Source organism: Euryhalocaulis caribicus (genome assembly GCF_000412185.1).
GTDB lineage: Bacteria > Pseudomonadota > Alphaproteobacteria > Caulobacterales > Maricaulaceae > Euryhalocaulis > Euryhalocaulis caribicus.
Genome location: NZ_ASJA01000001.1, coordinates 330,364 through 351,017 on the forward strand (window position 1 = coordinate 330,364; position 20,654 = coordinate 351,017).

At 63.0% G+C, this 20,654-nt stretch carries 19 protein-coding genes; 15 read left to right on the top strand and 4 right to left on the bottom strand.

The window, feature by feature from the left end:
• Positions 1 to 2 precede the first annotated feature (2 nt).
• Positions 3 to 902 (top strand): division plane positioning ATPase MipZ, encoded by a 900-nt coding sequence (locus L338_RS01615; RefSeq protein WP_022696614.1) that lies wholly within the window; start codon positions 3 to 5, stop codon positions 900 to 902.
• A 13-nt stretch (positions 903 to 915) separates the two neighbouring features.
• On the opposite strand, the gene L338_RS16185 is transcribed toward L338_RS01615, so the two are convergent.
• On the bottom strand, positions 916 to 2,529 hold the full coding sequence (locus L338_RS16185; RefSeq protein ID WP_022696615.1) for a serine hydrolase: 1,614 nt from the start codon (positions 2,527 to 2,529) through the stop codon (positions 916 to 918).
• Between the two features lie 333 nt (positions 2,530 to 2,862).
• Here L338_RS16185 and L338_RS01625 point away from each other — a divergent pair, with 333 nt between their 5' ends.
• The 10 genes from L338_RS01625 to L338_RS01670 all read left to right on the top strand — a co-directional run bounded on the left by L338_RS01625 (position 2,863) and on the right by L338_RS01670 (position 12,955).
• Positions 2,863 to 3,336: a phasin family protein gene (locus tag L338_RS01625; protein WP_022696616.1), complete on the top strand. Its 474-nt coding sequence runs from the start codon at positions 2,863 to 2,865 to the stop codon at positions 3,334 to 3,336.
• A gap of 147 nt (positions 3,337 to 3,483) precedes the next feature.
• A complete protein-coding gene (gene clpS, locus L338_RS01630; protein WP_027068183.1) occupies positions 3,484 to 3,819 on the top strand; it encodes an ATP-dependent Clp protease adapter ClpS in 336 nt (111 codons plus the stop codon).
• 7 nt (positions 3,820 to 3,826) lie between these two features.
• A complete protein-coding gene (gene clpA / locus L338_RS01635) occupies positions 3,827 to 6,169 on the top strand; it encodes an ATP-dependent Clp protease ATP-binding subunit ClpA (RefSeq protein WP_022696618.1) in 2,343 nt (780 codons plus the stop codon).
• A gap of 53 nt (positions 6,170 to 6,222) precedes the next feature.
• Positions 6,223 to 7,443 carry a CaiB/BaiF CoA transferase family protein gene (locus L338_RS01640; protein WP_022696619.1) on the top strand — a complete coding sequence of 407 codons (1,221 nt, stop codon included), beginning with the start codon at positions 6,223 to 6,225 and terminating at the stop codon, positions 7,441 to 7,443.
• 47 nt (positions 7,444 to 7,490) lie between these two features.
• The gene (locus tag L338_RS01645; RefSeq protein ID WP_022696620.1) at positions 7,491 to 8,606 is read left to right on the top strand and encodes a peptidoglycan DD-metalloendopeptidase family protein; all 1,116 of its coding nucleotides are present in this window, start codon (positions 7,491 to 7,493) and stop codon (positions 8,604 to 8,606) included.
• Positions 8,607 to 8,715: 109 nt separating this feature from the next.
• Entirely contained in the window at positions 8,716 to 9,072 is a 357-nt protein-coding gene (gene yajC, locus L338_RS01650) for a preprotein translocase subunit YajC (RefSeq protein ID WP_022696621.1), read from the top strand.
• Between the two features lie 44 nt (positions 9,073 to 9,116).
• Positions 9,117 to 10,733, top strand: coding sequence for a protein translocase subunit SecD (secD, locus tag L338_RS01655; protein WP_022696622.1), 1,617 nt, complete (start codon positions 9,117 to 9,119; stop codon positions 10,731 to 10,733).
• Between the two features lie 11 nt (positions 10,734 to 10,744).
• A complete protein-coding gene (secF, locus tag L338_RS01660) occupies positions 10,745 to 11,695 on the top strand; it encodes a protein translocase subunit SecF (protein ID WP_022696623.1) in 951 nt (316 codons plus the stop codon).
• Positions 11,692 to 12,075, top strand: a complete 384-nt coding sequence (locus L338_RS01665) for an Mth938-like domain-containing protein (RefSeq protein ID WP_022696624.1) — start codon at positions 11,692 to 11,694, stop codon at positions 12,073 to 12,075. Before secF ends, L338_RS01665 begins: the two co-directional genes overlap by 4 nt.
• A 58-nt stretch (positions 12,076 to 12,133) precedes the next feature.
• Positions 12,134 to 12,955, top strand: a complete 822-nt coding sequence (locus L338_RS01670; protein WP_022696625.1) for a squalene/phytoene synthase family protein — start codon at positions 12,134 to 12,136, stop codon at positions 12,953 to 12,955.
• Here L338_RS01670 and L338_RS01675 read toward each other — a convergent pair.
• The gene (locus L338_RS01675; RefSeq protein WP_022696626.1) at positions 12,952 to 13,500 is read right to left on the bottom strand and encodes a DUF1697 domain-containing protein; all 549 of its coding nucleotides are present in this window, start codon (positions 13,498 to 13,500) and stop codon (positions 12,952 to 12,954) included. The two genes, L338_RS01670 and L338_RS01675, sit on opposite strands and share 4 nt — an antisense overlap.
• A complete protein-coding gene (trmFO, locus tag L338_RS01680) occupies positions 13,497 to 14,900 on the bottom strand; it encodes a methylenetetrahydrofolate--tRNA-(uracil(54)-C(5))-methyltransferase (FADH(2)-oxidizing) TrmFO (protein WP_027068186.1) in 1,404 nt (467 codons plus the stop codon). The genes L338_RS01675 and trmFO overlap by 4 nt, the downstream gene beginning before the upstream one ends.
• 124 nt (positions 14,901 to 15,024) lie before the next feature.
• On the opposite strand from trmFO, the gene L338_RS01685 reads away from it, so the two are divergent.
• Positions 15,025 to 16,263: an SAM-dependent methyltransferase gene (locus L338_RS01685; RefSeq protein ID WP_022696628.1), complete on the top strand. Its 1,239-nt coding sequence runs from the start codon at positions 15,025 to 15,027 to the stop codon at positions 16,261 to 16,263.
• Here L338_RS01685 and L338_RS01690 read toward each other — a convergent pair.
• Positions 16,260 to 17,195 carry a hypothetical protein gene (locus L338_RS01690; RefSeq protein ID WP_022696629.1) on the bottom strand — a complete coding sequence of 312 codons (936 nt, stop codon included), beginning with the start codon at positions 17,193 to 17,195 and terminating at the stop codon, positions 16,260 to 16,262. The genes L338_RS01685 and L338_RS01690 overlap by 4 nt on opposite strands.
• A 161-nt stretch (positions 17,196 to 17,356) precedes the next feature.
• Here L338_RS01690 and L338_RS01695 point away from each other — a divergent pair, with 161 nt between their 5' ends.
• The 3 genes from L338_RS01695 (at position 17,357) to L338_RS01705 (ending at position 20,650) form a co-directional block, all read left to right on the top strand.
• Entirely contained in the window at positions 17,357 to 18,196 is an 840-nt protein-coding gene (locus L338_RS01695) for a hypothetical protein (RefSeq protein ID WP_022696630.1), read from the top strand.
• 463 nt (positions 18,197 to 18,659) lie between these two features.
• On the top strand, positions 18,660 to 19,715 hold the full coding sequence (locus L338_RS01700; RefSeq protein ID WP_022696631.1) for a hypothetical protein: 1,056 nt from the start codon (positions 18,660 to 18,662) through the stop codon (positions 19,713 to 19,715).
• Complete coding sequence (locus tag L338_RS01705; protein ID WP_022696632.1) at positions 19,712 to 20,650, top strand: CPBP family intramembrane glutamic endopeptidase; 939 nt, start codon at positions 19,712 to 19,714, stop codon at positions 20,648 to 20,650. Before L338_RS01700 ends, L338_RS01705 begins: the two co-directional genes overlap by 4 nt.
• Positions 20,651 to 20,654 lie beyond the last annotated feature (4 nt).

Below are 20,654 nucleotides of genomic sequence, written 5' to 3' on the forward strand. Positions count from 1 at the left end.
GCATGGAAGACGGGGGCTGGGGCGGCCGCGATACGGCTGACGATGGCGGGTCTGCCCGGACAGAGCGCGCCGGTTCGCCGGACGGGCCGCATCTGCTGGTGGTGGGCAATGAGAAGGGCGGGGCGGGCAAATCCACCCTGGCCGTGCATCTTGCTTTTGCGCTGATGAAGATGGGTCTGACGGTCGGCGTGCTGGATCTGGACGTGCGCCAGCGCTCCACGGACCGGTATCTGGATAACCGCGCGCGCTGGGCGGATCGCTGCGGCGAACCGCTGCCCATGCCGCAGCGCTTTACGCTGTCGGCTTCCAGCGCCCGAAATCTCGACACCGCGGACGCGGAAGAGGCCGAGGCCTGGCAGGGTTTCCGGGACTCCGTGAAGGGGCTGGACATTGTTGTGATCGATACGCCGGGCGGGGTGACGCATTTGTCGAACCTGGCGCATGGCTCGGCCGATACCGTGGTCACGCCGATCAATGATTCCTTTGTCGATTTCGACCTGCTGGGCACGATCAATCCCGCCACCATGAAGGTGGAGCGGCCCAGCCTTTACGGCGAAATGATCTGGGATGCCCGCAAGCGCCGCGCTGCGCGCGACAAGAAGCCCATCGACTGGGTGGTGGTGCGCAACCGCATGTCCATGCTGGACGCGCGCAACAAGCGCCGCGTGGGCGAGGGGCTGAAGGAACTGTCCCAGCGTATCGGGTTCCGCATTGCGCCGGGCGTCTGCGAGCGCGTGATCTATCGCGAGCTGTTTCCGCGCGGCCTGACCCTGCTGGATATGGGGCAATTCCCCGATGACACCCCGGCCTCTATGAGCCATGTCGCCGCGCGGCAGGAGCTGCGGGATCTGCTGATCGTGCTGAAGCTGCCGGCGCTGGCCGGCGAGGCTTTGCGCTTCTAGCGCGTCAGCTCGCTTACGACTTCGGAGAAATCGGGAAGCAGCCGTCGCCGCGCTTGGTCAGATCGGCGCACAGGCTGGCTGCGGCGATCTGCGACAGGCCGGTAAAGCGCGCGCGATACATCGGCTTGTCGCCCGGCGTCGTCTCGACCCGCGTGCTGGCCGCGGTCAGGGCCGCAAAACTCAGCCCCTCGATTTCCTTCAGCCGCTCGGCCGCCTTGGTTTCAGAGCCGAAGGCGCCGACCTGGATTTCCCATTCGCCCTGGAAGACCGGCGAAGCCTTGCGTGCAGCAACGGCAATGTCCGCAACTTCCTTGGGCTCGGCGTCGGCCACAGGCGTGGCTTCAACCGGCGCGGGAGCGGCCGTGACGCCTTGAGGCTGCTTGTCGAAGACCAGCTTGGCCATCTGGACGGCCGCGGGCTTTTCGTCTTCCGCGGCTTCGTCGGTTTGGGTTTCCACGGGCGTTTCGGCGGCCAGCTGAACCGGACCGTCCGTCTGTTCCGGCATCGCCACCACAACAGGTTCGGGGCGCGCGGGCGCAGGCTCAGGCTTTTCCTCGACCGGGGCCGGGGCGGCCTCTTCCTCTGTCGGTTCCCCGGCGTCGTCGGCAAAGACGATCTTGACGCCGCGGCGCTCGGAAGAGCCTTGCGCGGCGGGCTTGCTGAGCTCCAGCGAGGCCAGCGCCAGTTCCTGTTCGTCCTTCTCGACGGCCGGCGCGGTGGCGACCTGCGGGCCGCGCGGCGCGGCCGTGACAAAGCCGGAGCTGGGCGCGGTGCCGCTGTCGTTCAGAGCCACGAAGGTCGGATTGACCACGCCTTCGTCGATCGCCTCATAGGAGCGCTCGATCAGGTCTTCCATGTGGGCGTCGCGGATGCGGCTGGTGGAGCCGCCCAGGACAACGGCGATCAGGCGATGGCCGTCGCGCTCGACGCTGGCGGCCAGGTTGTAGCCGGAGGCGCGCGTATAGCCGGTCTTGATGCCGTTCACGCCGGTGACGCGGCCCAGAAGATTATTGTGGTTGCCGTAGCCGCGGCCTTTGAACTCGAAGCGCTCGGTATTGAAATAGCCAAAATAGCCGGGATGGTTTTCCATCAGGGCGCGGGACAGCAGATACATGTCCGTGGCCGTGGTGACCTGTTCCTCGTCCGGCAGGCCGGAGGCGTTGCGGAAGCGCGTGCGGGTCATCCCCAGTTCCTTGGCCTTGGCCGTCATCATGCGGGCAAAGCGCCATTCGGAACCGCCGATGCGCTCGCCAAGAGCAGCGGCGACGTCATTGGCGCTCTTGGTGACGAGAGCGTAGATCGCTTCCTCGACGGTCAGGCTGTCGCCGGGTTTGATGTAAAGCTTCGAGGGCGGCTGGCCGGCGGAGTGCTTGGACATCACAACCTTGTCGGTCAGGCCCAGCTCGCCCGCTTCCAGGGCGTCGAACGCCATGTAGAGCGTCATCATCTTGGTGAGGGACGCCGGATATCGCAATTCATCGGCGTTGCGCGCATGAATGATTGTGTCGCTTTCCAGATCCACCACCAGAGAGGCATAGCGCTCTGTTTCCGCATGGGCTGCGGTTGCGGTGATAATGATCGTCAGAAAGGTCGCCAGAGCCGTTGCAATAGCCTGCATGCGCGGCATGTGTTCCCCCATCCTGTGTCGGGTTGCCGGATTCGTATCCGTGCACCCTACCCGTCCCATCGTTTATCTATCGTAAACCGAAATGACAGGCGACGGCTATGGCGTTTCGTGCGATTCACCTGACAGGCGAACATAAATTGTGCGGTGCACAATAAAACTTGACGCACCTGCGAACTGTCCCTATATCACAGCCTGTGAGGAAAAGGGCTTCGGGCCCGGCCTCGGCGCCGAACAGGCGCGCTGCGTGACGCCAACACGAACAGATGCTTGCAGGGCCTGGATTTCCCGCGTTCCGGCCCCGCCAAATTACCGGACCCACGAAAGGAATTACAGATGGCTACGACCAAAACCACGACCGCCAAGAAAACCGCTGAAAAAGCCACGGAAACCGCCGAGCGCAACGCCGAGGCGTTTGCCGAAGCCGGCCAGCAGGCTTTCCGCGAAGGCATCGAGCGCACGACCGCTACGATTGGCGATTTCTCCGCCTATGGCAAAGAGAACATGGACGCCATGATCGAGTCGCTGACGATCACGACCAAAGGCGTCGAAGATCTGAACACGAGCGCCGCAGCCTACGCCAAGGACTCTGTCGAAGGCAGCGTCGAAGCGGCGAAGAGCATGGCCTCCGCGAAGAGCGTTCAGGAAGTGATCGAGATCCAGAGCGAGTACGCCAAGTCCTCCATGGACCGCTATGTTTCCGAAATGACCAAGACGACCGATCTGTTGACCGGCCTGGTCAAGAACGCCTGGCGTCCGCTGAACGACCGCGCCGCCAAAACGATGGAACAGGTTCAGGCCCAGCGCTAGCCGCAGCCAGCCTGACTGCTTCAAAAAGGCCCGGCGGAGACGCCGGGCCTTTTCATTTTTATGCAAGTCGCAGGCGTTACGCCTTTTCAAGTGCGCGACTCGTCATATTTAATTCAGTCTGAGCAGGCAGAGTCGAATTCGACCAAGATGACAGAGCCGAACAAAAACAAGCCCGGGCAGGGGGATGACGGCCAGACCGGAGTCGTCACGGAGACGCGCGTCAAAACCAAACGTCCGTCCATGTACCGGGTCTTGCTGCTCAATGACGACTACACGCCGATGGAATTTGTCATCGCCGTCCTGCAGCAGATTTTCAACAAGTCCTCAGACGAGGCGACGACGATCATGCTGCACGTTCACCAGAACGGCGTCGGCGTATGCGGCGTGTTCACGTACGAGGTTGCTGAGACGAAAGTTGTCCAGGTAGTGGACGCGGCCCGTCGCGCGCAGCATCCTCTTCAATGCACGATGGAGAAAGTTTAGGACCCAAATGCCCTCATTCTCGTCAGGTCTGGAAGAAACCCTGCACCGCGCCATCGCCTATGCGAATGAACGCGATCATGAATATGCCACGCTCGAGCATCTTCTTCTGGCGCTAATTGACGACGCGGACGCCGCAGCCGTTATGCGGGCCTGCGAAGTGGATATGAGCGAACTTCGCGACGATCTGGCCGGCTACGTCGATAACGAGCTGAGCAACCTTTCCATCGACAGCGAGGAAGACGCCAAGCCGACGACGGGTTTCCAGCGCGTCGTGCAGAGGGCGGTCATTCATGTGCAGTCCTCGGGCCGCGAGGAGGTGACTGGAGCCAATGTGCTGGTCGCCCTGTTCGCCGAGCGCGAGAGCCACGCCGTCTATTTCCTCCAGGAACAGGAAATGAGCCGCTATGACGCGGTGAATTATATTTCCCACGGCATCGCCAAGAGCGCGGCCGAAAGCGAGGCGCGCCCGGTGCGCGGCGCCGCCGAGGGCGAGGACGAGCCGGTGAAATCCGGCGCCGAGGCGCTGGACGCCTATTGCGTGAACCTGAACCAGAAGGCGAAGGACGGCGATGTCGATCCGCTGATCGGCCGCGGGCCGGAAGTGGAGCGCTGCATCCAGATTCTCTGCCGCCGCCGCAAGAACAATCCGCTTCTGGTGGGCGATCCGGGCGTCGGCAAGACCGCCATCGCCGAAGGCCTTGCGCGCAAGATTGTGGAAGGCGAAGTGCCGGACGTTCTGGGCGAGGCGACCATCTTCGCGCTGGACATGGGCGCCTTGCTGGCCGGAACGCGCTATCGCGGCGATTTCGAGGAACGGCTGAAGGCGGTCGTCAAGGAGCTGGAGGAATTCGACGGCGCGATCCTGTTCATTGATGAAATCCATACCGTGATCGGCGCCGGGGCGACCTCCGGCGGCGCGATGGACGCGTCGAACCTTCTCAAGCCGGCGCTGCAATCAGGCGCGCTGCGCTGCATGGGCTCGACCACCTACAAGGAGTTCCGTCAGCATTTCGAGCGCGACCGCGCGCTGGCCCGGCGATTCCAGAAGATTGACGTGAACGAGCCGGACGAGGCGGACGCCATCAAGATCCTGATGGGGCTGAAGCCGTATTTCGAAGACTTCCACGGCATCAAATACACCAGCGAGGCCATCAAGCAGGCGGTCAAGCTGTCCGCCCGCTACATGTCCGACCGCAAGCTGCCGGACAAGGCGATCGACGTGATTGACGAGGTCGGGGCCAGTCAGATGCTTAAACCCGCCTCCCGCCGGAAGAAGCAGATCGGCGTGAAGGATGTTGAAGACATCATCGCCAAGATGGCGCGCATTCCGGCCAAACAGGTCAACCAGTCCGACGAGAAGGCGCTGAAGGCGCTGGACGAGGATCTCAAGCGCGTCGTGTTCGGACAGGACGCGGCCATCGAGCAGCTGTCCGCGGCGATCAAGCTGGCCCGCGCCGGCCTGCGCGAACCGGACAAACCGATCGGCAACTATCTGTTCTCCGGCCCCACGGGCGTCGGCAAGACGGAGGTCGCGCGTCAGCTCGCCTCGATCATGGGGGTGGAGCTGATCCGCTTCGACATGTCGGAATATATGGAGCGCCATACGGTTTCCCGCCTTATCGGCGCGCCGCCGGGCTATGTCGGCTATGACCAGGGCGGCCTGCTGACCGACACGGTCGACCAGCACCCGCATTCGGTGCTGCTGCTCGACGAGATCGAGAAGGCGCACCCGGATCTGTTCAACGTGCTGCTGCAGGTCATGGACCACGGCACGCTGACCGACACCAACGGCAAGAAGATCGATTTCCGGAATGTCGTGGTGATCATGACGACCAATGCCGGGGCATCCGATGCGGCCAAGAACGCCATCGGGTTCGGACGCGACAAGCGGGAGGGCGAGGATCAGGCCGCCATCGAGCGCCTGTTCAGCCCGGAATTCCGCAACCGTCTGGACGCGACTATCGCCTTCGGCAATCTGACGCCGGAAATCATCGAGCGCGTGGTCGAGAAGTTCGTGCTGCAGCTGGAAGGCCAGTTGGCCGATCGGAACATCACGTTCGAGCTGACGGACGCGGCGATCCGCTGGCTGGCCAAGCGCGGCTATGACGACAAGTTTGGTGCCCGCCCGCTGGCGCGCGTCATTCAGGACGCCATCAAGAAGCCGCTGGCCGACGAGATCCTGTTTGGCAAGCTGAAGAAGGGCGGCGTGGTCGAGGTCGATATCGACCCGAAAGACGACGAAAAGCTGAGCTTCAACTTGCTGGACGCGGACACGCTGAAGAGCCGGAAGGCGTCCAAGAAGCCCAAGGCGGCGCCAAAAAAACGCAAAAAGACAGAGACCGTCAGCTAGGTTGCGACGGTTCCATCTAGGCAATTACGGGCCGCCTTGCTAAGGCGGCCCGTATGACTCTGCCCCTCCAGAATATCCGCGTTCTCGATCTCTCCCGCGTTCTGGCCGGCCCTTTCGCCGCACAGACTCTGGGCGATCTGGGCGCTGACGTGATCAAGGTGGAGCGTCCCGGCGCCGGCGACGATACGCGCAGCTGGGGCCCGCCTTTTCTGACCAGCGTCGAAGGCGAAGAAGGCGACGCGGCCTATTTCCTGTCCGCCAACCGCAACAAACGCTCCATCGCGGTGGATATCGCCACTGATGAGGGACAAGCGATCATTCGCGCGCTGGCGGCGGAAAGCGATGTCGTGCTGGAGAATTTCAAGAGCGGCGGCCTGGCAAAGTACGGGCTGGATTACGATTCCCTGAAAGCGCTCAATCCGAAGCTGATCTATTGTTCGATTACCGGGTTCGGGCAGACCGGCCCGGAAGCGGCGCGCGCCGGATATGACTTCATGATCCAGGGCATGTCCGGTCTGATGTCGGTGACTGGCGAGGCCGAGGAGGAGGGCGGGCAGCCGACAAAGGTGGGCGTCGCGGTGTCGGACCTTTTCACCGGCCTGTATGCCTCCACCAGCATCTGTGCGGCGCTGCAGCGCCGCAATCAGACAGGCGAGGGGGCTTATATCGACCTGGCGCTGTTCGACTGCCAGCTGGCGGCGATGGCCAATCAGGCGATGAATTATCTGGTCTCCGGCCGGTCGCCGGCGCGCGTCGGGGCGCAGCATCCCAATATCGTGCCTTACGCCCGGATGCCGAGCGCCGATGGCTATTTCATCCTGGCGGTCGGGAATAACCATCAGTTCGAAAAATTCTGCGCCATCGCCGGCCATCCGGAATGGGCGGAAGACGCGCGCTTCGGGCGCAACCGCGACCGCGTGGACAATCGGAAGGCGTTGCACGCCCTGATCGAACCGGTGACCCGGACGCGGACCTCCGCCGACTGGCTGGCGGCGCTGGATGAGGCGGGCGTGCCGTGCGGTCCCATCAACAGCGTGGGCGATGCGTTCGAAGAGCCGCAGGCGGCGGCCCGTCAGATGCGCCGGCCTGTCGACCATGCGCAGGCCGGTCCCGTGGAGATTACCGGATCGCCGATCTGGATGGATGGCGCGCCGATGGATGTGCGGCGCTCGCCGCCGACGCTGGGCCAGCAAACCGACGAGGTTTTGCGCGAGGCGCTTGGCAAATCGGCAGAGGATATTGCCCGCCTGCGCGATTCCGGGATCATCGGCTAGATCACCCTTAGCAAAGGGTTAAGGGGAGTTGGGCGATTCTGTCCGTCATGATGCGCGCATTCGCCCGAACGCCTGTGAAATACAGCCTGCTGGCCGGTCTTGGTCTGAGCCTGGGCGCGTGCGCCAGCACGCCATCGGTCGCGCCGGTGGAGCATCGGCGCGCGAATTCGGAGCGGCCCGCGCCGACCCGGCCGGAGCCGGTTGTGCAGAACGAGCCTGATCTGCCGCAAGCCGTTCCCAGCCGCTCCAGCGAGATTTCCGCCGCGCCTCTATCGCCGTCCTCCGCCAGTCCGGAGCCGCTTCAACCTGCGCCTGAGGTTTCCAGTCCCAAGGATACGCCCAGCCGGATCACGGTTCAGAAGGGCGATACGCTGTTCTCTCTGTCCGAGCGTTATTCCGTACCGTTGCATTCCATGATTTCCGCGAACGGGCTGGAGCCGCCTTACACGTTGAGCGTCGGACAGGCCCTCACCGTGCCGCAGCCGGAAATGCATGTGGTGAAGGCGGGAGAGACGCTGAACGAAATCGCGGCGAAATATAATATCGATCCGCCATCCCTGTTGCTGTTGAATCGTCTGCATTCGGCCGGCGGCCTGCAGCCGGGTCAGGCTCTGATGCTGCCGGCCGATGAGCCGATGCGGCGGGTGGCGTCCGTGTCGCGCCCCGCCAGCACGACGACCTCGTCTTCAGCGGCGAGTTCCTCGTCTTCAACCGCATCCACCGCCACATCCACGCCAACGCCGGAGCGCACCACCCCGCCAGCGCGCGGCGTGCAGATTCGGCAGGCGAAATTCGACTGGCCGATTCAGGGCCGCATCCTGTCCGCCTTCGGTCCGAAATCTCAGGGGCTGCAGAATGACGGCGTGAATATCGCCGCGAAAGCCGGCGATCCGGTGCGGGCGGCTGGCGACGGGGTGATCGTATATGCCGGCAATGAACTGGCCGGATATGGCGAGCTTCTTCTGGTTGAGCACGATGGCGGATGGATCACGGCATACGCCCATAACCGCGCGTTGAACGTGAAAGAGGGCGACCGCGTGTCGCGGGGACAGGTTATCGCCGAGGCCGGTCAGACCGGGTCGGTTGATACGCCGCAAGTGCATTTTGAGGTGCGTCAGGGCGTCAGCCCGGTGGACCCGATGCAATATCTTCCCACCGCATAACCGTTCGCGCCTCTTTCGCGAACCGTTCAAGCCTCTATATAGTCCGCCATCATTGCAGCGCCGCGCATTCGCGCAGCGCGCGTCAACAACACGTTTCTCGGGGATTTTCATGTTCTCTACGCCCGCTTACGCCGCGGCCGGCGCCGCTGGAGGGTCCGGCAGCTTTCTGATCCAGATCCTGCCGCTGGTCCTGATCTTCGTCATTTTCTGGTTTCTTCTCATTCGTCCGCAGCAGAAGCGGATGAAAGAGCACAAGGAAATGATTGGCAATCTGCGCCGTGGCGACGTCGTCGTGACGTCCGGCGGGGTGATCGGCAAGGTCACCAAGGTGGATGACGCCGAAGTCACCGTTGAGATTGCGGAAAATACGCGTGTGAAGGTCGTGCGCGGCATGATCTCCGAAGTGCGCAGCAAGCCGGAGCCGGCGTCCAAGCCCGCCGCGGCCAACGAAGACGAAAAATCCTGATCGGCGGTTTTTCGCCCCGTTCCCGCCCTTCCTGAGGTCGCCTCATGCTTTATTTCGCGCGCTGGAAAGTCACGCTGATTCTCGCCGTTCTGGTCATTGGGCTGCTCTATGCGCTGCCCAATGCCCTGCCTGAGAATGTCCGCCAGTCCTGGCCGGGCTTCCTGCCTGACAAGACGATGAATCTTGGTCTCGACCTGCGCGGCGGGTCGCACCTCCTGTTCGAGGTCGATATCGACGCGGTGCGCGAAGAGCGCATGGAAGCGCTGGTTGATGACGCCAAGCAGGTGCTGCGTGAGGATCCGCTGATCCCTCATCGCGTGACGGTCCAGAACGGCGCTGTCGAAGTGCGCATTCTGGGCGATGGCGACATGGAAGAGGTGGCCGACCGTCTGGAAGACCTGGCGCGGCCGGTCAGCGGCATTCTGGTTCCGGGGCAGGCCAATCCGCGCAGCGTTTCCATCGAGCAGGTGGACGACACGACCTTCCGCATGGTCCAGACCGAAGATGCGCTGGAAAAGCTGTCCCGCGACATCGTCCAGCAATCCATCGAGGTTATCCGCAAGCGGATTGACGAATACGGGACGACCGAACCCAATATCCAGCGTCAGGGCGACAACCGGATTCTGGTGCAGGTTCCCGGTCTGGATGACCCGGAGCGCCTGAAGGAGCTGATCGGCCAGACCGCCCAGATGACTTTCCATCTGGTCTATTCCGACAACCCGGGCGATCTGACATCGGCGATGCAGGGACGGGTGCCCCCTGGCGCGCGTCTGGTGCCCAGCGACGAGGCGGGCCAGCCGGACATCCTTGTACGCCGCCGCGCGGTGCTGTCCGGCGAAGACCTGAAGAACGCCTATCAGGGGTCTCACCCCCAGACCGGCGCGCCGGTGGTGAACTTCTCCTTCAACCTGTCCGGGGCCAAGATTTTTGGCGACATCACGACCGATAATGTCGGCCGGCGCTTCGCCATCGTTCTGGACGACAAGGTGATTACCGCGCCCCGCATCAACAGCCCCATTACCGGCGGCAGCGGCTATATCGAAGGCAATTTCACGATTGAAAGCGCCACGGATCTGGCGACGCTTCTGAACGCCGGCGCGCTGCCCGCACCGCTGACCGTGGTTGAAGAGCGCACGGTCGGCGCGGGACTGGGCGCGGACTCGATCAAGGCCGGTGAATTTGCCGCCGTGGTCGGTTTCCTGGCGGTCGTCGTGTTCGTTCTGATTGCCTATGGCGTTTTCGGCGTTTTCGCCAATATCGCCCTGTTCGCCAATGTCATGCTGATCGCCGGCGTGCTTTCCATGCTTCAGGCGACGCTGACGCTGCCGGGCATCGCGGGCATCATCCTGACCATCGGCATGGCGGTGGACGCCAACGTGCTGATCTTCGAACGGATACGCGAGGAATCGCGCGCGGGCCGGTCGCCGGTCAATTCGGTCGAGACGGGCTATACCCGTGCGCTGTCCACCATCTTGGACGCCAATATCACCACGCTGATCGCGGCGGTGTTGCTGTTCCAGTTCGGCTCCGGCCCGGTTCGCGGTTTCGCCGTGACGCTGGGCATCGGCATCCTGACCTCGGTGTTCACCGCTTTCGTCCTGTCGCGGCTTATCGCCTCGCTCTGGCTGCGCATGGCGCGCCCCAAGACACTCCCGATCTAAGGTAAGCGTCCATGCGTTTTTCCCTCATTCATATCGTTCCCGAAACCACCAAGGTTCCCTTCATCAAGGGCCGTTTCGTCGCGATGCTGTTCTCCGCGGTGCTGATGATCGCCTCTATCGGGGCGTTCGCGACCATGGGCCTGAATCTTGGCATCGATTTCGTCGGCGGCACGCTGATCGAGATCGAGACCCAGGAAGACGCCAATCTGACCGAGATCCGCGAGAGCCTGAACGGACTCGGATTTGGCGAGGTCCAGGTTCAGACCTTCGGCGCGGCGAACGATGTCCTGATCAAGATGCGGCAGCAGGAGCCGGAAAACCCGGAAGTCGAAATGGCGGCCGAACGGGCGCAGCAACAGGCCGCGAACACGGTTCAGGAAACGCTGGTCGAAATGCTGCCCGGCGTTGAATTCCGCCGGGTCGAGGTGGTCGGCCCCGCCGTTTCGGGAGAGCTGGTGCGGGCGGGGATTCTGGCGGTCGGCCTCGCGCTGGGCGCCATGCTGATCTATATCTGGTTCCGGTTTGAGTGGCAGTTTTCGCTGGGCGCGGTCATCGCGTTGACCCATGACGTGATCGCCACGATGGGCATGTTCGCCGTCACGCAATTCGAGTTCAATCTCGCCTCCATTGCGGCGATCCTGACCATTGTCGGTTATTCGATGAACGACACCGTCGTGGTCTATGACCGCATCCGGGAGAATTTGCGGAAGTTCAAGCGCATGCCGTTGGCCGAACTTCTGAACCTGTCGATCAACCAGACCCTGTCGCGCACATTGATCACCTCCATCACGACGCTGATCGCGCTTTTCGCCCTGTTCTTCCTGGGCGGCGCGGTGCTTCGCGGTTTCTCTTTCGCGATGATCTGGGGCGTCCTGATCGGCACCTATTCCTCCATCTTTGTCGCTTCGCCGCTGCTATTGCTGACCGGCGTGAAACGCGGGACATCCGAACAGGACTCGTGAGGTTCGAGACGCCGCCTTTCGCTGCGCCGCCCATCGATTCATACGGCCCGGGCGGATTTCGGGTGGGCGGCGCCTGGCGTGAAGGCCCGCTGTTTCTGCGCGGTGAATCCGTAAGCTCTTGGACGCCGCCCGAATCCGGGCCTTTTACCGTCGATATGTTCGCCCCGGTTCTGGAAGGCGAGCGGGAGGCGGAAATCCTGCTTCTGGGCCTGGGCGACGAAATGCGGCACATCCCGTGGAAACTGAACAAGGCGCTGCTGGACCGTGGCATCGGTCTGGAAGCCGCGCCGACGCCCGCGGCGTGCCGAACCTATAATGTATTGTTGGGGCAGGGCCGCGATATCGCCGCGGCGTTGGTTCCTGTGACGGCTGAACAATAGAAATTCAATAATTGGGTCTAGCTTGCGCGCCATGTGGCAGGAGCTTGATAATCGTCTGATGCGCGCCGATCCGGACCGGCGCATGGCCACGCTGTTTGCGCCGCGCACGATCCGCCGCCGGTTGATCGCGCTCTACGCCTTCAATGATGAGCTGGCGCGAATCCGTGACCGTGTGACCGAGCCGATGCTGGGCGATTTGCGGCTGGCCTGGTGGCGCGAGGTTGTCGAGGAAATCTACGATCCCGATGCCGAGGTCCGCGGACACGAAACGGCGCTCGGCCTCAGCCACGCCTTTTCCAGCGGCGCGCCGCCGCGCGTCTGGATTGATCGCATGATCAATGTCCGCGCCCGCGATCTGGACGCGGAACCGTTCCAGACTATCGCGGACCTGAAACAATATGCGGACCGGTCCGCCGCGACGCTGATGCGCGCGGCGGTCTGGCTGACCGTGCCGGGCGAGGACATTTCCGCCGCGGGGGAGGCGGCCATCAAGCACGCGGGAATCGCATGGGCCATGACCGGCATGCTGCGCGGGTTCGCGGCCGATCTGGCGCATAACCGGCGATGGTTGCCGCAGCAGGCCTATGACGAGGCGGGCGTCAGCGTGGCCGAGATGACCCGGGATCAGGATCCCGAAGCCGCCCGCGCGCTGTTCAAGCCTGTCATCGCCTCCATCCGCCGCGAACATCGGGAGGCGCGCGCCCGCTTTGCGGACCTGCCCTCGGAGGCAGCCCCGGCGCTGCTCTATGCTTCGCTTATCCCGGCCTATCTCGATCGCATGTCACGGCCGGATTACGACGCATTTGCCGGGAAGGGGGAGCCGCCGCTGATCCTGAGGCAGGCGCGCATGGTGTGGGCCAGCGCGACCGGACGCCTCTAGCCGTCCAGGCTTTGCGCCATTTCTTCGAGTTTCAGCATGGTTCGCCAGTTGCGCGTGGTCGCGGGCGTCTTGAAGTTGGCGGCCGCAACGCGCACCGCCAGTTTGGATCGACCCGCGCCCTGTGGCAGGCGCAAATACAGGGCCCGTCCGTCCAGGTGAAACGCTTCATCGCCGCTGACCACGCCGGATAGCTTTTCCAACTGACTTTCCGCCGGCTTTCCATCCAGCAGGGTAACCAGAACCTTCGCCGGGTCCTCGGCCGCCAGCGCGCCATAGGGGCATGCAGACAGTACCCGCCCCCATTCATCGGCATCGAAGACCATGACCGGAATGTCGAAGCCAAAGCGTTCGGCGATCCCGGCATGGATGGATGCCGCGATATCTGACGGCGGGATGCTGGAGCGGAACACGATATTGCCGCTCTGGATATAAGTCCGCGCGTCTTCCAAACCGCGCCTGGCGCAGAGTTCCGTCAGCTCTTTCATCGGCAGCTTGTTGTGCCCGCCTACATTCACCCCGCGAAGGAGGGCGATATAGACGGTCACTCCGCCGCTTCTGCGGCGGCGCTGGCGTTCAGCCAGTCATTAACGTCGTTCAGCGCGCGGGCGGACAGGGCGCGTTTGCGGGCGCGGCCTTTTTCCTTGCCCTTGATCTTGTTGCCATCAGCGTCGTGCGTGGGCTTTTCGATATCCGGGAACAGGCCAAAATTCACGTTCATCGGCTGGAAGGTCTGCTTGCCCTCCAGATGGCCGCCCGTGATGTGGGTCAGCAAGGCTCCCAACGCCGTGGTGGCGGGCGGCGCCGTGACATCCCGGCCCAGCCGCTCGGCGGCTGCAAAACGGCCCGCCAGAAGGCCAATCGCCGCGGACTCCACATAGCCCTCCACGCCTGTCACCTGTCCTGCGAAGCGCAGACGCGGCATGGCGCGCAGGCGCAAGGCCCCGTCCAGAACCTTGGGCGAGTTGATGAATGTATTGCGGTGGATGCCGCCCAACCGCGCAAACTCCGCGTTTTCCAGACCCGGAATCATGCGGAAAATATCGGTCTGCGCGCCGTATTTCAGCTTGGTCTGGAAGCCGACCATGTTCCACAGCGTGGCGAGCGCATTGTCCTGCCGCAGCTGCACGACCGCGTAGGCTTTCACGTCCGGCTGGTGGGCATTGGTCAGGCCAATCGGCTTCATCGGGCCATAGCGCAGCGTCTCGCGCCCGCGCTCGGCCATCACTTCGATGGGCAGGCAGCCCTCGAAATAGGGCGTGTCTTTTTCCCAGTCCTTGAATTCGGTCTTGGGCGCATCTAGCAAGGCGTCGATGAAGGCGTAGTACTGGTCCCTGTCCATGGGGCAATTGATATAGGCGGCCTTGTCGGCCTCTTCCTCGCCCTTGTCGTAGCGCGATTGCGCCCAGGCCACGTCCATATTGATGGATTCGTGGTGGATGATGGGCGCGATGGCGTCGAAGAAGGCCAGTTCGTCCTCGCCGGTCAGGCCTTTCACCGCCTCGGCGAGAGCGGGCGAGGTGAGGGGGCCTGTGGCGATAATCACGCTGTCCCAGTCTTCCGGCGGAATTCCTGCGACCTCGCCGCGTTCGATGGTCACATTGGGGTGGCTTTCCAGCGCTTCCGTCACGCCTTGGGAGAACCGGTCGCGATCCACGGCCAGCGCGCCGCCGGCGGGCACGTGATGGGCGTCGCCATTGGCCATGATGACGGAGCCGCAGCGCCGCATTTCCTCGTGCAGCAGCCCGACCGCGTTGTTTTCCGCGTCGTCGGAGCGGAAGGAATTGGAGCAGACAAGCTCCGCCAGACCATCGGTCTGGTGGGCTTCCGTTCCGCGCTCGGGCCGCATCTCGTGGAGGATGACCGGAACGCCGGCCTCGGCGATTTGCCAGGCCGCTTCGGAACCGGCCATTCCGCCGCCAATCACATGTATGGGTTTCATCGACATGGCGGGCATATCGAACCCCTGCGCCGCGCGGTCAAGGGCGAGTCACTTTCCCTGTGATGCCTGTTGCAGCGCGCCGGTTTTGAGTCATCCTGTCTCCAGCGTGCATTTGAAGAGGGACGCGCCCATGTTCCTGCCAGGCAAGTTGCTGAAGCATCTGATCCGTGAAGGCCGTTTGACGGTGATCGACGCGGGCGGCCAGCGCCATGTCTATGCAGGCGCGTCGCCCGGTCCCTCCGTCACCATCCGCATCCGCGACAGGGCCGCCCAGCGCCGTCTGTTTCTGGACCCCGAGCTGCGGCTGGGCGAGGCCTATATGGATGGCGCGCTGACGGTGGAGGAGGGGAGCGTCTATGATTTCCTCGACCTCGTTACCCGCGCAAAACTTGATTTCCCGCTGAAGAAATTCCTCAAGCGCGTCCGCCGGACCATGCGGCCTTTCCAGACGCGGAACAGAACCAAGAGCGCGCGTCAGAATGTTGCCCACCACTATGATCTGGACGCGGGATTATATGATCTGTTTCTCGACTCCGACCGGCAATATAGCTGTGCCTATTTCGGCGCGCCCGGGGACGATCTGGAAACGGCCCAGTTGAAAAAGAAACGGCATCTGGCGTCCAAGCTGATGCTGGAGGCGGATCAGAGCGTTCTGGATATCGGGTGCGGCTGGGGCGGGCTGGCGCTGTATCTGGCGCAAGCGTGCGGCGTTCGGGTGGACGGGATCACCTTGTCGGAGGAGCAGATCAAGATTGCCCGTCAGCGCGCCGACAGGGCCGGTCTGGAGAGTCAGGTCAATTTCCGGCTGGAGGATTACCGCCAGACTCGCGCCGGTTATGACCGGATTGTCTCGGTCGGCATGTTCGAACATGTCGGGCCGGGCAATTACGATGAGTATTTCGAACAGGTCGCGCGCCTGATGAAGGATGACGGAGTCGCCCTCATCCATTCCATCGGGCGCGGCAACGGGCCGGGCTCGACCAGCCCGTGGCTGCGCAAATATATCTTTCCCGGCGGCTATATCCCGGCGCTGTCAGAGGTCATCCCGTCCATCGAGCGGGCCGGTCTATGGGTTACCGATGTCGAGATCCTGCGCCTTCACTATGCGGAAACGTGCCGCGCCTGGCGCGAGCGATTTATGGCCAATCGGGACAAGGCGCTGGAGATCTACGACGAACGCTTCTGCCGGATGTGGGAATTCTATCTGGCCGGCGCGGAGGTGGCGTTCCGCAATGGCGGCCAGATGGTGTTCCAGATCCAGCTGGCCAAGCGCGGCAACGCCCTGCCCATCACCCGCGACTATATGTTCGAGGCGGAACGCCGGCTGGCGGGTTCTGGTGAAGCCGAAACGATGGACGGCGGCGGTTAGGCCGTCGATGCCCCGCCGTGTTCGGGGTTCGCCACGTCACGTTGCTGCGCCCAGTGGCGATAGACATAAGCGCCCACGCCCATCGTAGGCAGCATCGTCACCAGATAGAGCGCGCCAAAAAGGATCAGGCCGGCAACCAGAAGGGCGACGCCCGCCGGAGCGAACACGGTCTCCGAACTGGTGAGCGTGTCTGCAAGGCCCTCCATGGAGATCGCCAGGCTGACCATGAGGATGAAGGCGGCGATCCAGATGGCGAATGCGAACGCAATCGTCAGGAGAAACGCCAGAACATAAGCGCCGAAAATTTCCCAGAACCGGCCGCGCGTCATGCGCCATGCCTCGGCGATGGCAAATCGCCTTTCGCCAACTGCGGCGGCGAAGATCGGCGACAGTCTCACGGAAAAATAGAGCAGGGCGCACAGGGCTGAAATTGTGACAAGGATGATTGCGGCGATGCTCAGGACGCCGCCGGTTTCGGTGGCTTGGCCAATCAATCCCGCAGCAAGGCCCAGCACCATGCCGACAATAAAGATCGCCAGATAGATGGCCATTAAACCGGCGGCGAATAACAGCGAAAGGAGGAACAGCCGCAATTCATCCATGCCGATCTTCAGGCCCAGGTTTCCGCCATTACCGCCTTCTCTTGTCAGCGGCCGCAGAATGGCGCCCTGAACCATGTAGCTGGCGACATAGGAAAAGAGCACACCAAGAACGCCAAGCAGGGCCCATCCCCCGACGGATGTCATGCCGATGCGGTCAAGCAAATCAATGCCGCCCTCTTGCCAGCCGGTCAGGTAGGGCCAGAGTGAAAAGGCGGTCTGAAAAACCAGAATAACCGGCAAAATAATTAGAATGCCGATGACCGCCTCAGGGGCGCGCTTGAAAAGCGTAAAACCGTAAATTGCGGCGTCCCCGCTGGAAAATTTCGACATGAATGGCCTTTCGTCTCCGCCCGTATTTAATCAGGGCCGATCGCAACGCTGCGCGCAAGGGTGGAAAAGACGTTTTTTGCGTGAGCCCGCGGCTTTGGCGGCGCGGTCAAGTGATGCTAAGCGATCTGCTGAATTCAAGGCTGGAAGGAACGGGCAGACGAATGAACGAACCGCAGGGCAGCGTCCCCATTATCCAGACGGTTCAGGCCGCCTATGGTTTCTTCGTCAGCCACTGGCTGCGCGCTGTTCCGGCGGCCCTGATCGCCGGCCTGGCGGGGGCGGTTCTGGCCTATCCGTCCATGGCTGCGCCGGGTTCGATCACGCCGGGGCTGGCCTTCCTCAGCCTTGTCGCCGGTCTGGCCGGGTTCGTTGTCTATCAGGCTGCGCTCTACAGGCTGGCCTTGCGCCCCGAAGACGCCGGGCAGTTCGGCGTCAGCTTCGGGTCGGATGAATTGCGGCTGGCGGGCGTGATCGCCGCCCTTGGCCTGTTCGTCATCCTGGTCGCGATAGTCGCAATCTTCCCGCTGATGCTGGTGGTCATGAGCGTTGCAGCGTCCGATGTCGGGCTGGAGGCGATCGAGTCTGCCTCGATCGGCGCCGACACGAATTTTATTTCGCTTCTGGGGCCGGCCGCGGGGACGATATATATCATCGGCATGATCGCCATTGTGGCGCTTGTCGTCTGGGTCAATGTCCGGCTTTCCCTGGCGATGGCCGCGACAATCGCCGAGCGCCGGTTCGTCCTGCTAGCGGCTTGGGGGTGGACCAAGGGCTCCGCCTTGCGGATTTTCGCGGCGCTGGTTCTGGCGCTTTTGCCGCTATTCCTTCCGCTGGTCCTGGTCCAGAGCCTTCTGGCTCCACAGATCGCCGCCGCCGGAACCGGGGCGGTGATCGTCTCCTTTGTCATCCAGTTCATATCGTCGGCGACCATGGGCGTGGTCGGGGCCGGGCTTTACGCCTATCTTTATAAAGGTCTTCGCCCGCCACGAGAGACCGCTTGATTTCGTTAAAAATTCAAGCTCTTGCTTCCTGCAATAGAGTTTAATGCGATAGGTTTCGCATGAACGGCGGCCCGCAAGAGAGGCAGGCCGCGCGGTTGCGCGAGTTGGGGAGATAGCACGATGACACAGGGCGCCGACGCCGTGGAGCGCGATTTCGATCTGGGAGACGCTGCTTTCCACGTATTCAAATATGCCGGATCGGGCCGCATGGGCGGACTGGTTCTGATATTCGCGGTTTATGCCATCCTGCACATCCTGTTCGCCGCCGGGCTGATCTGGGCCGTTCTGCCTTTCTTTGAAAATTTCTACGCCCTTGCAGGCAATGAACCGGAGACGCCGGCAGAGTTTTTCGCGGCGACCAGCCGTATCTGGCTGATGAGCGCGGCGGCCTTCCTTTTCTACTGGATTGTCTACGCCGTGTTCGACGCCGCGCTTCTGCGCTGGTTTTTACGGGCGCAGCGCCATGCCGCGCTTTGGCGGCGGCGAATTCCAGCTGATGATCATCTCGGTCTTCTGGGTGATCCTGATGTTGCTGGTCTGGGTGCCCAATATGGTGCTGCTGTCGGCAGGGGCGGCGCTGGAAAGCACTGCGCTGATGGCCGGGGCGGTCCTGTTCATACTTGTCAGCCTGTGGCTGATGATCTGGGTCGGCGTAAAGTTCGCCCCGGCGGCGGCGCTGACCATCCATGACCGCCGCTTCAGCTTCTTCAGGGCATTTGGCGCCACGAAAGATGTTTTCTGGACGATGCTGGGCGCGTTCGTCATCGCCTATCTGATCTATTTCGCGATCTCATTCGCCGTATCCACCATTGGCCAGGTCGTGCTGGTCGTCGTGGCCGGAATGAATTTCGGCGAGATGATGTTCGTCGATCCCGACACGGTGAGCGATGAAGACATCATGGCGATGTTCGAGCAGTTTCTGAGCCGGGACGCGCTGATCATCATCGGCGTTCTGACCTTCGTTTCCCTGATCCCGCAATTCCTGCTGCAGGCGTCATTCGCCGGCATCAACGCCTATCGCGTCAAGCAGCGCGCATTGCTGGATACGCCGCCCCCTGAGGCGGAAGCGGAAATTCCGGCGCCGGTCCAGCCCGGCCCGGCCGGGTCATCGGCCGAGCCGGAGTCCGAAGAAGACGCCGGGACGATCCCGGTTGCGGCGACGGCCGCCGCGGCGCCGGTTGCAATGGCTGCGGCCGATCAGGCGCCGCCGCATGATCCAGCCCCTGATGAAGCCGAAAGCGCTCAAGAGCAGGCGGAGCCGGAATCCGGCGCCCCGGAGGAGGAAGAACATCCTGACCCTGTCACGGGCGCGATCGCCGCGCTGGAGGCGTCTCAACATGAGGCCGCCGAAGTCCGGGATGACGAGGCCGCCGCGACCGAGGCCGATGAGGATGAGTCTCAGGATCTCACGGATACGGAAACTCGGACTGAAGACGCGGAGCGTGACGAAGCACCGGCGCCCTCCAGCCCGGACAGCGAGCCGACCGAAACCGATGACGAGGATGGAAACCGCACGTGAGCGGCCAGCGCGCGGTTTTCCCCCCGCCGCCTGACACGGCGCGTCTGACCTATGTCTGGGCCGCGCCGCTGGTGGCGCTGGGCTTTGTCGCCCTGATCCAGCTTCCGGTTCTGTTGATCGTGTTCGTGGGGATTGCCGCCGGCGGCGTCCTGACAGGCGGCGAGGCGACGCCGGATCTGATGTTCTGGCCTCTGGCGGCGGGGATCGCCGTGGGCTTCGGGTTCCTCATACTGGTCACGGTCTTCTGGCTACGCGGCTTCGAAAGGCGTTCGGTCAGAACCGCAGGATGGACGGGCCCCAACAGCTTTGGCCGCTATGTGAGAGGGCTGGCGGCCGGTCTGATGATTGCCGCCGTTATGATCGGCGTGGACGCGGCGATGGCGCCTGACGAGGCGGGCGCGCTGATCGAAGGTTTGAGCCTGATGGCCGGCTCCCCCGGCTGGCTTGTCATCCTTGCCGCTCTGGCGGTCATGTTCGCGATCCAGTCCGGCGCCGAGGAGTTCACGTTTCGCGGCTGGATGCTGTCCGCCATCGCGGCGCGCCGCGGCGCGGCCATGGCGATCATCATCAGCTCCATAACCTTCGCGCTGGCGCATGTTCATTACGTGTTGCTGGCGCCCATGGCGGGGCTGGTGGCGATAGCAGGGGTAGGGTTTGTCGGGACAGCCTTCGCTTTCTACGCAATCCGGGAGGGCTCGGTGATAGGCGTCGCCGGCGCCCACGCCGCGTATAATTTCTCGCTGGTGGTTGCGGTCATCGCCGGTCTGGCGGCGCGCAGCGAAGGGAGCAATCCGGCGGCGGTCTCCGTGGAAGCGTTCATGGAAGCAACGCAAGTCGAGGCTTTCGAACCATCCATGGCGATCAGTGCGGGATTGCTGGCGCTGATTGCTCTGGGTATTGCCCTGATTGGCAGGCGCAAGGCCCCGGCGGGGTGAACCA

Excerpts from the sequence above, each read along its gene's own strand:
- L338_RS01685 (WP_022696628.1), top strand. The coding sequence starts at position 15,025 with ATGTTCCTGCCAGGCAAGTTGCTGAAGCATCTGATCCGTGAAGGCCGT.
- L338_RS16185 (WP_022696615.1), bottom strand. The coding sequence starts at position 2,529 with ATGCCGCGCATGCAGGCTATTGCAACGGCTCTGGCGACCTTTCTGACG.
- L338_RS01700 (WP_022696631.1), top strand. The coding sequence starts at position 18,660 with ATGCCGCGCTTTGGCGGCGGCGAATTCCAGCTGATGATCATCTCGGTC.
- L338_RS01645 (WP_022696620.1), top strand. The coding sequence starts at position 7,491 with ATGATGCGCGCATTCGCCCGAACGCCTGTGAAATACAGCCTGCTGGCC.
- clpS (WP_027068183.1), top strand. The coding sequence starts at position 3,484 with ATGACAGAGCCGAACAAAAACAAGCCCGGGCAGGGGGATGACGGCCAG.
- L338_RS01690 (WP_022696629.1), bottom strand. The coding sequence starts at position 17,195 with ATGTCGAAATTTTCCAGCGGGGACGCCGCAATTTACGGTTTTACGCTT.
- L338_RS01615 (WP_022696614.1), top strand. The coding sequence starts at position 3 with ATGGAAGACGGGGGCTGGGGCGGCCGCGATACGGCTGACGATGGCGGG.
- trmFO (WP_027068186.1), bottom strand. The coding sequence starts at position 14,900 with ATGTCGATGAAACCCATACATGTGATTGGCGGCGGAATGGCCGGTTCC.
- secD (WP_022696622.1), top strand. The coding sequence starts at position 9,117 with ATGCTTTATTTCGCGCGCTGGAAAGTCACGCTGATTCTCGCCGTTCTG.
- L338_RS01625 (WP_022696616.1), top strand. The coding sequence starts at position 2,863 with ATGGCTACGACCAAAACCACGACCGCCAAGAAAACCGCTGAAAAAGCC.
- L338_RS01695 (WP_022696630.1), top strand. The coding sequence starts at position 17,357 with ATGAACGAACCGCAGGGCAGCGTCCCCATTATCCAGACGGTTCAGGCC.
- yajC (WP_022696621.1), top strand. The coding sequence starts at position 8,716 with ATGTTCTCTACGCCCGCTTACGCCGCGGCCGGCGCCGCTGGAGGGTCC.
- L338_RS01640 (WP_022696619.1), top strand. The coding sequence starts at position 6,223 with ATGACTCTGCCCCTCCAGAATATCCGCGTTCTCGATCTCTCCCGCGTT.
- secF (WP_022696623.1), top strand. The coding sequence starts at position 10,745 with ATGCGTTTTTCCCTCATTCATATCGTTCCCGAAACCACCAAGGTTCCC.
- clpA (WP_022696618.1), top strand. The coding sequence starts at position 3,827 with ATGCCCTCATTCTCGTCAGGTCTGGAAGAAACCCTGCACCGCGCCATC.
- L338_RS01670 (WP_022696625.1), top strand. The coding sequence starts at position 12,134 with ATGCGCGCCGATCCGGACCGGCGCATGGCCACGCTGTTTGCGCCGCGC.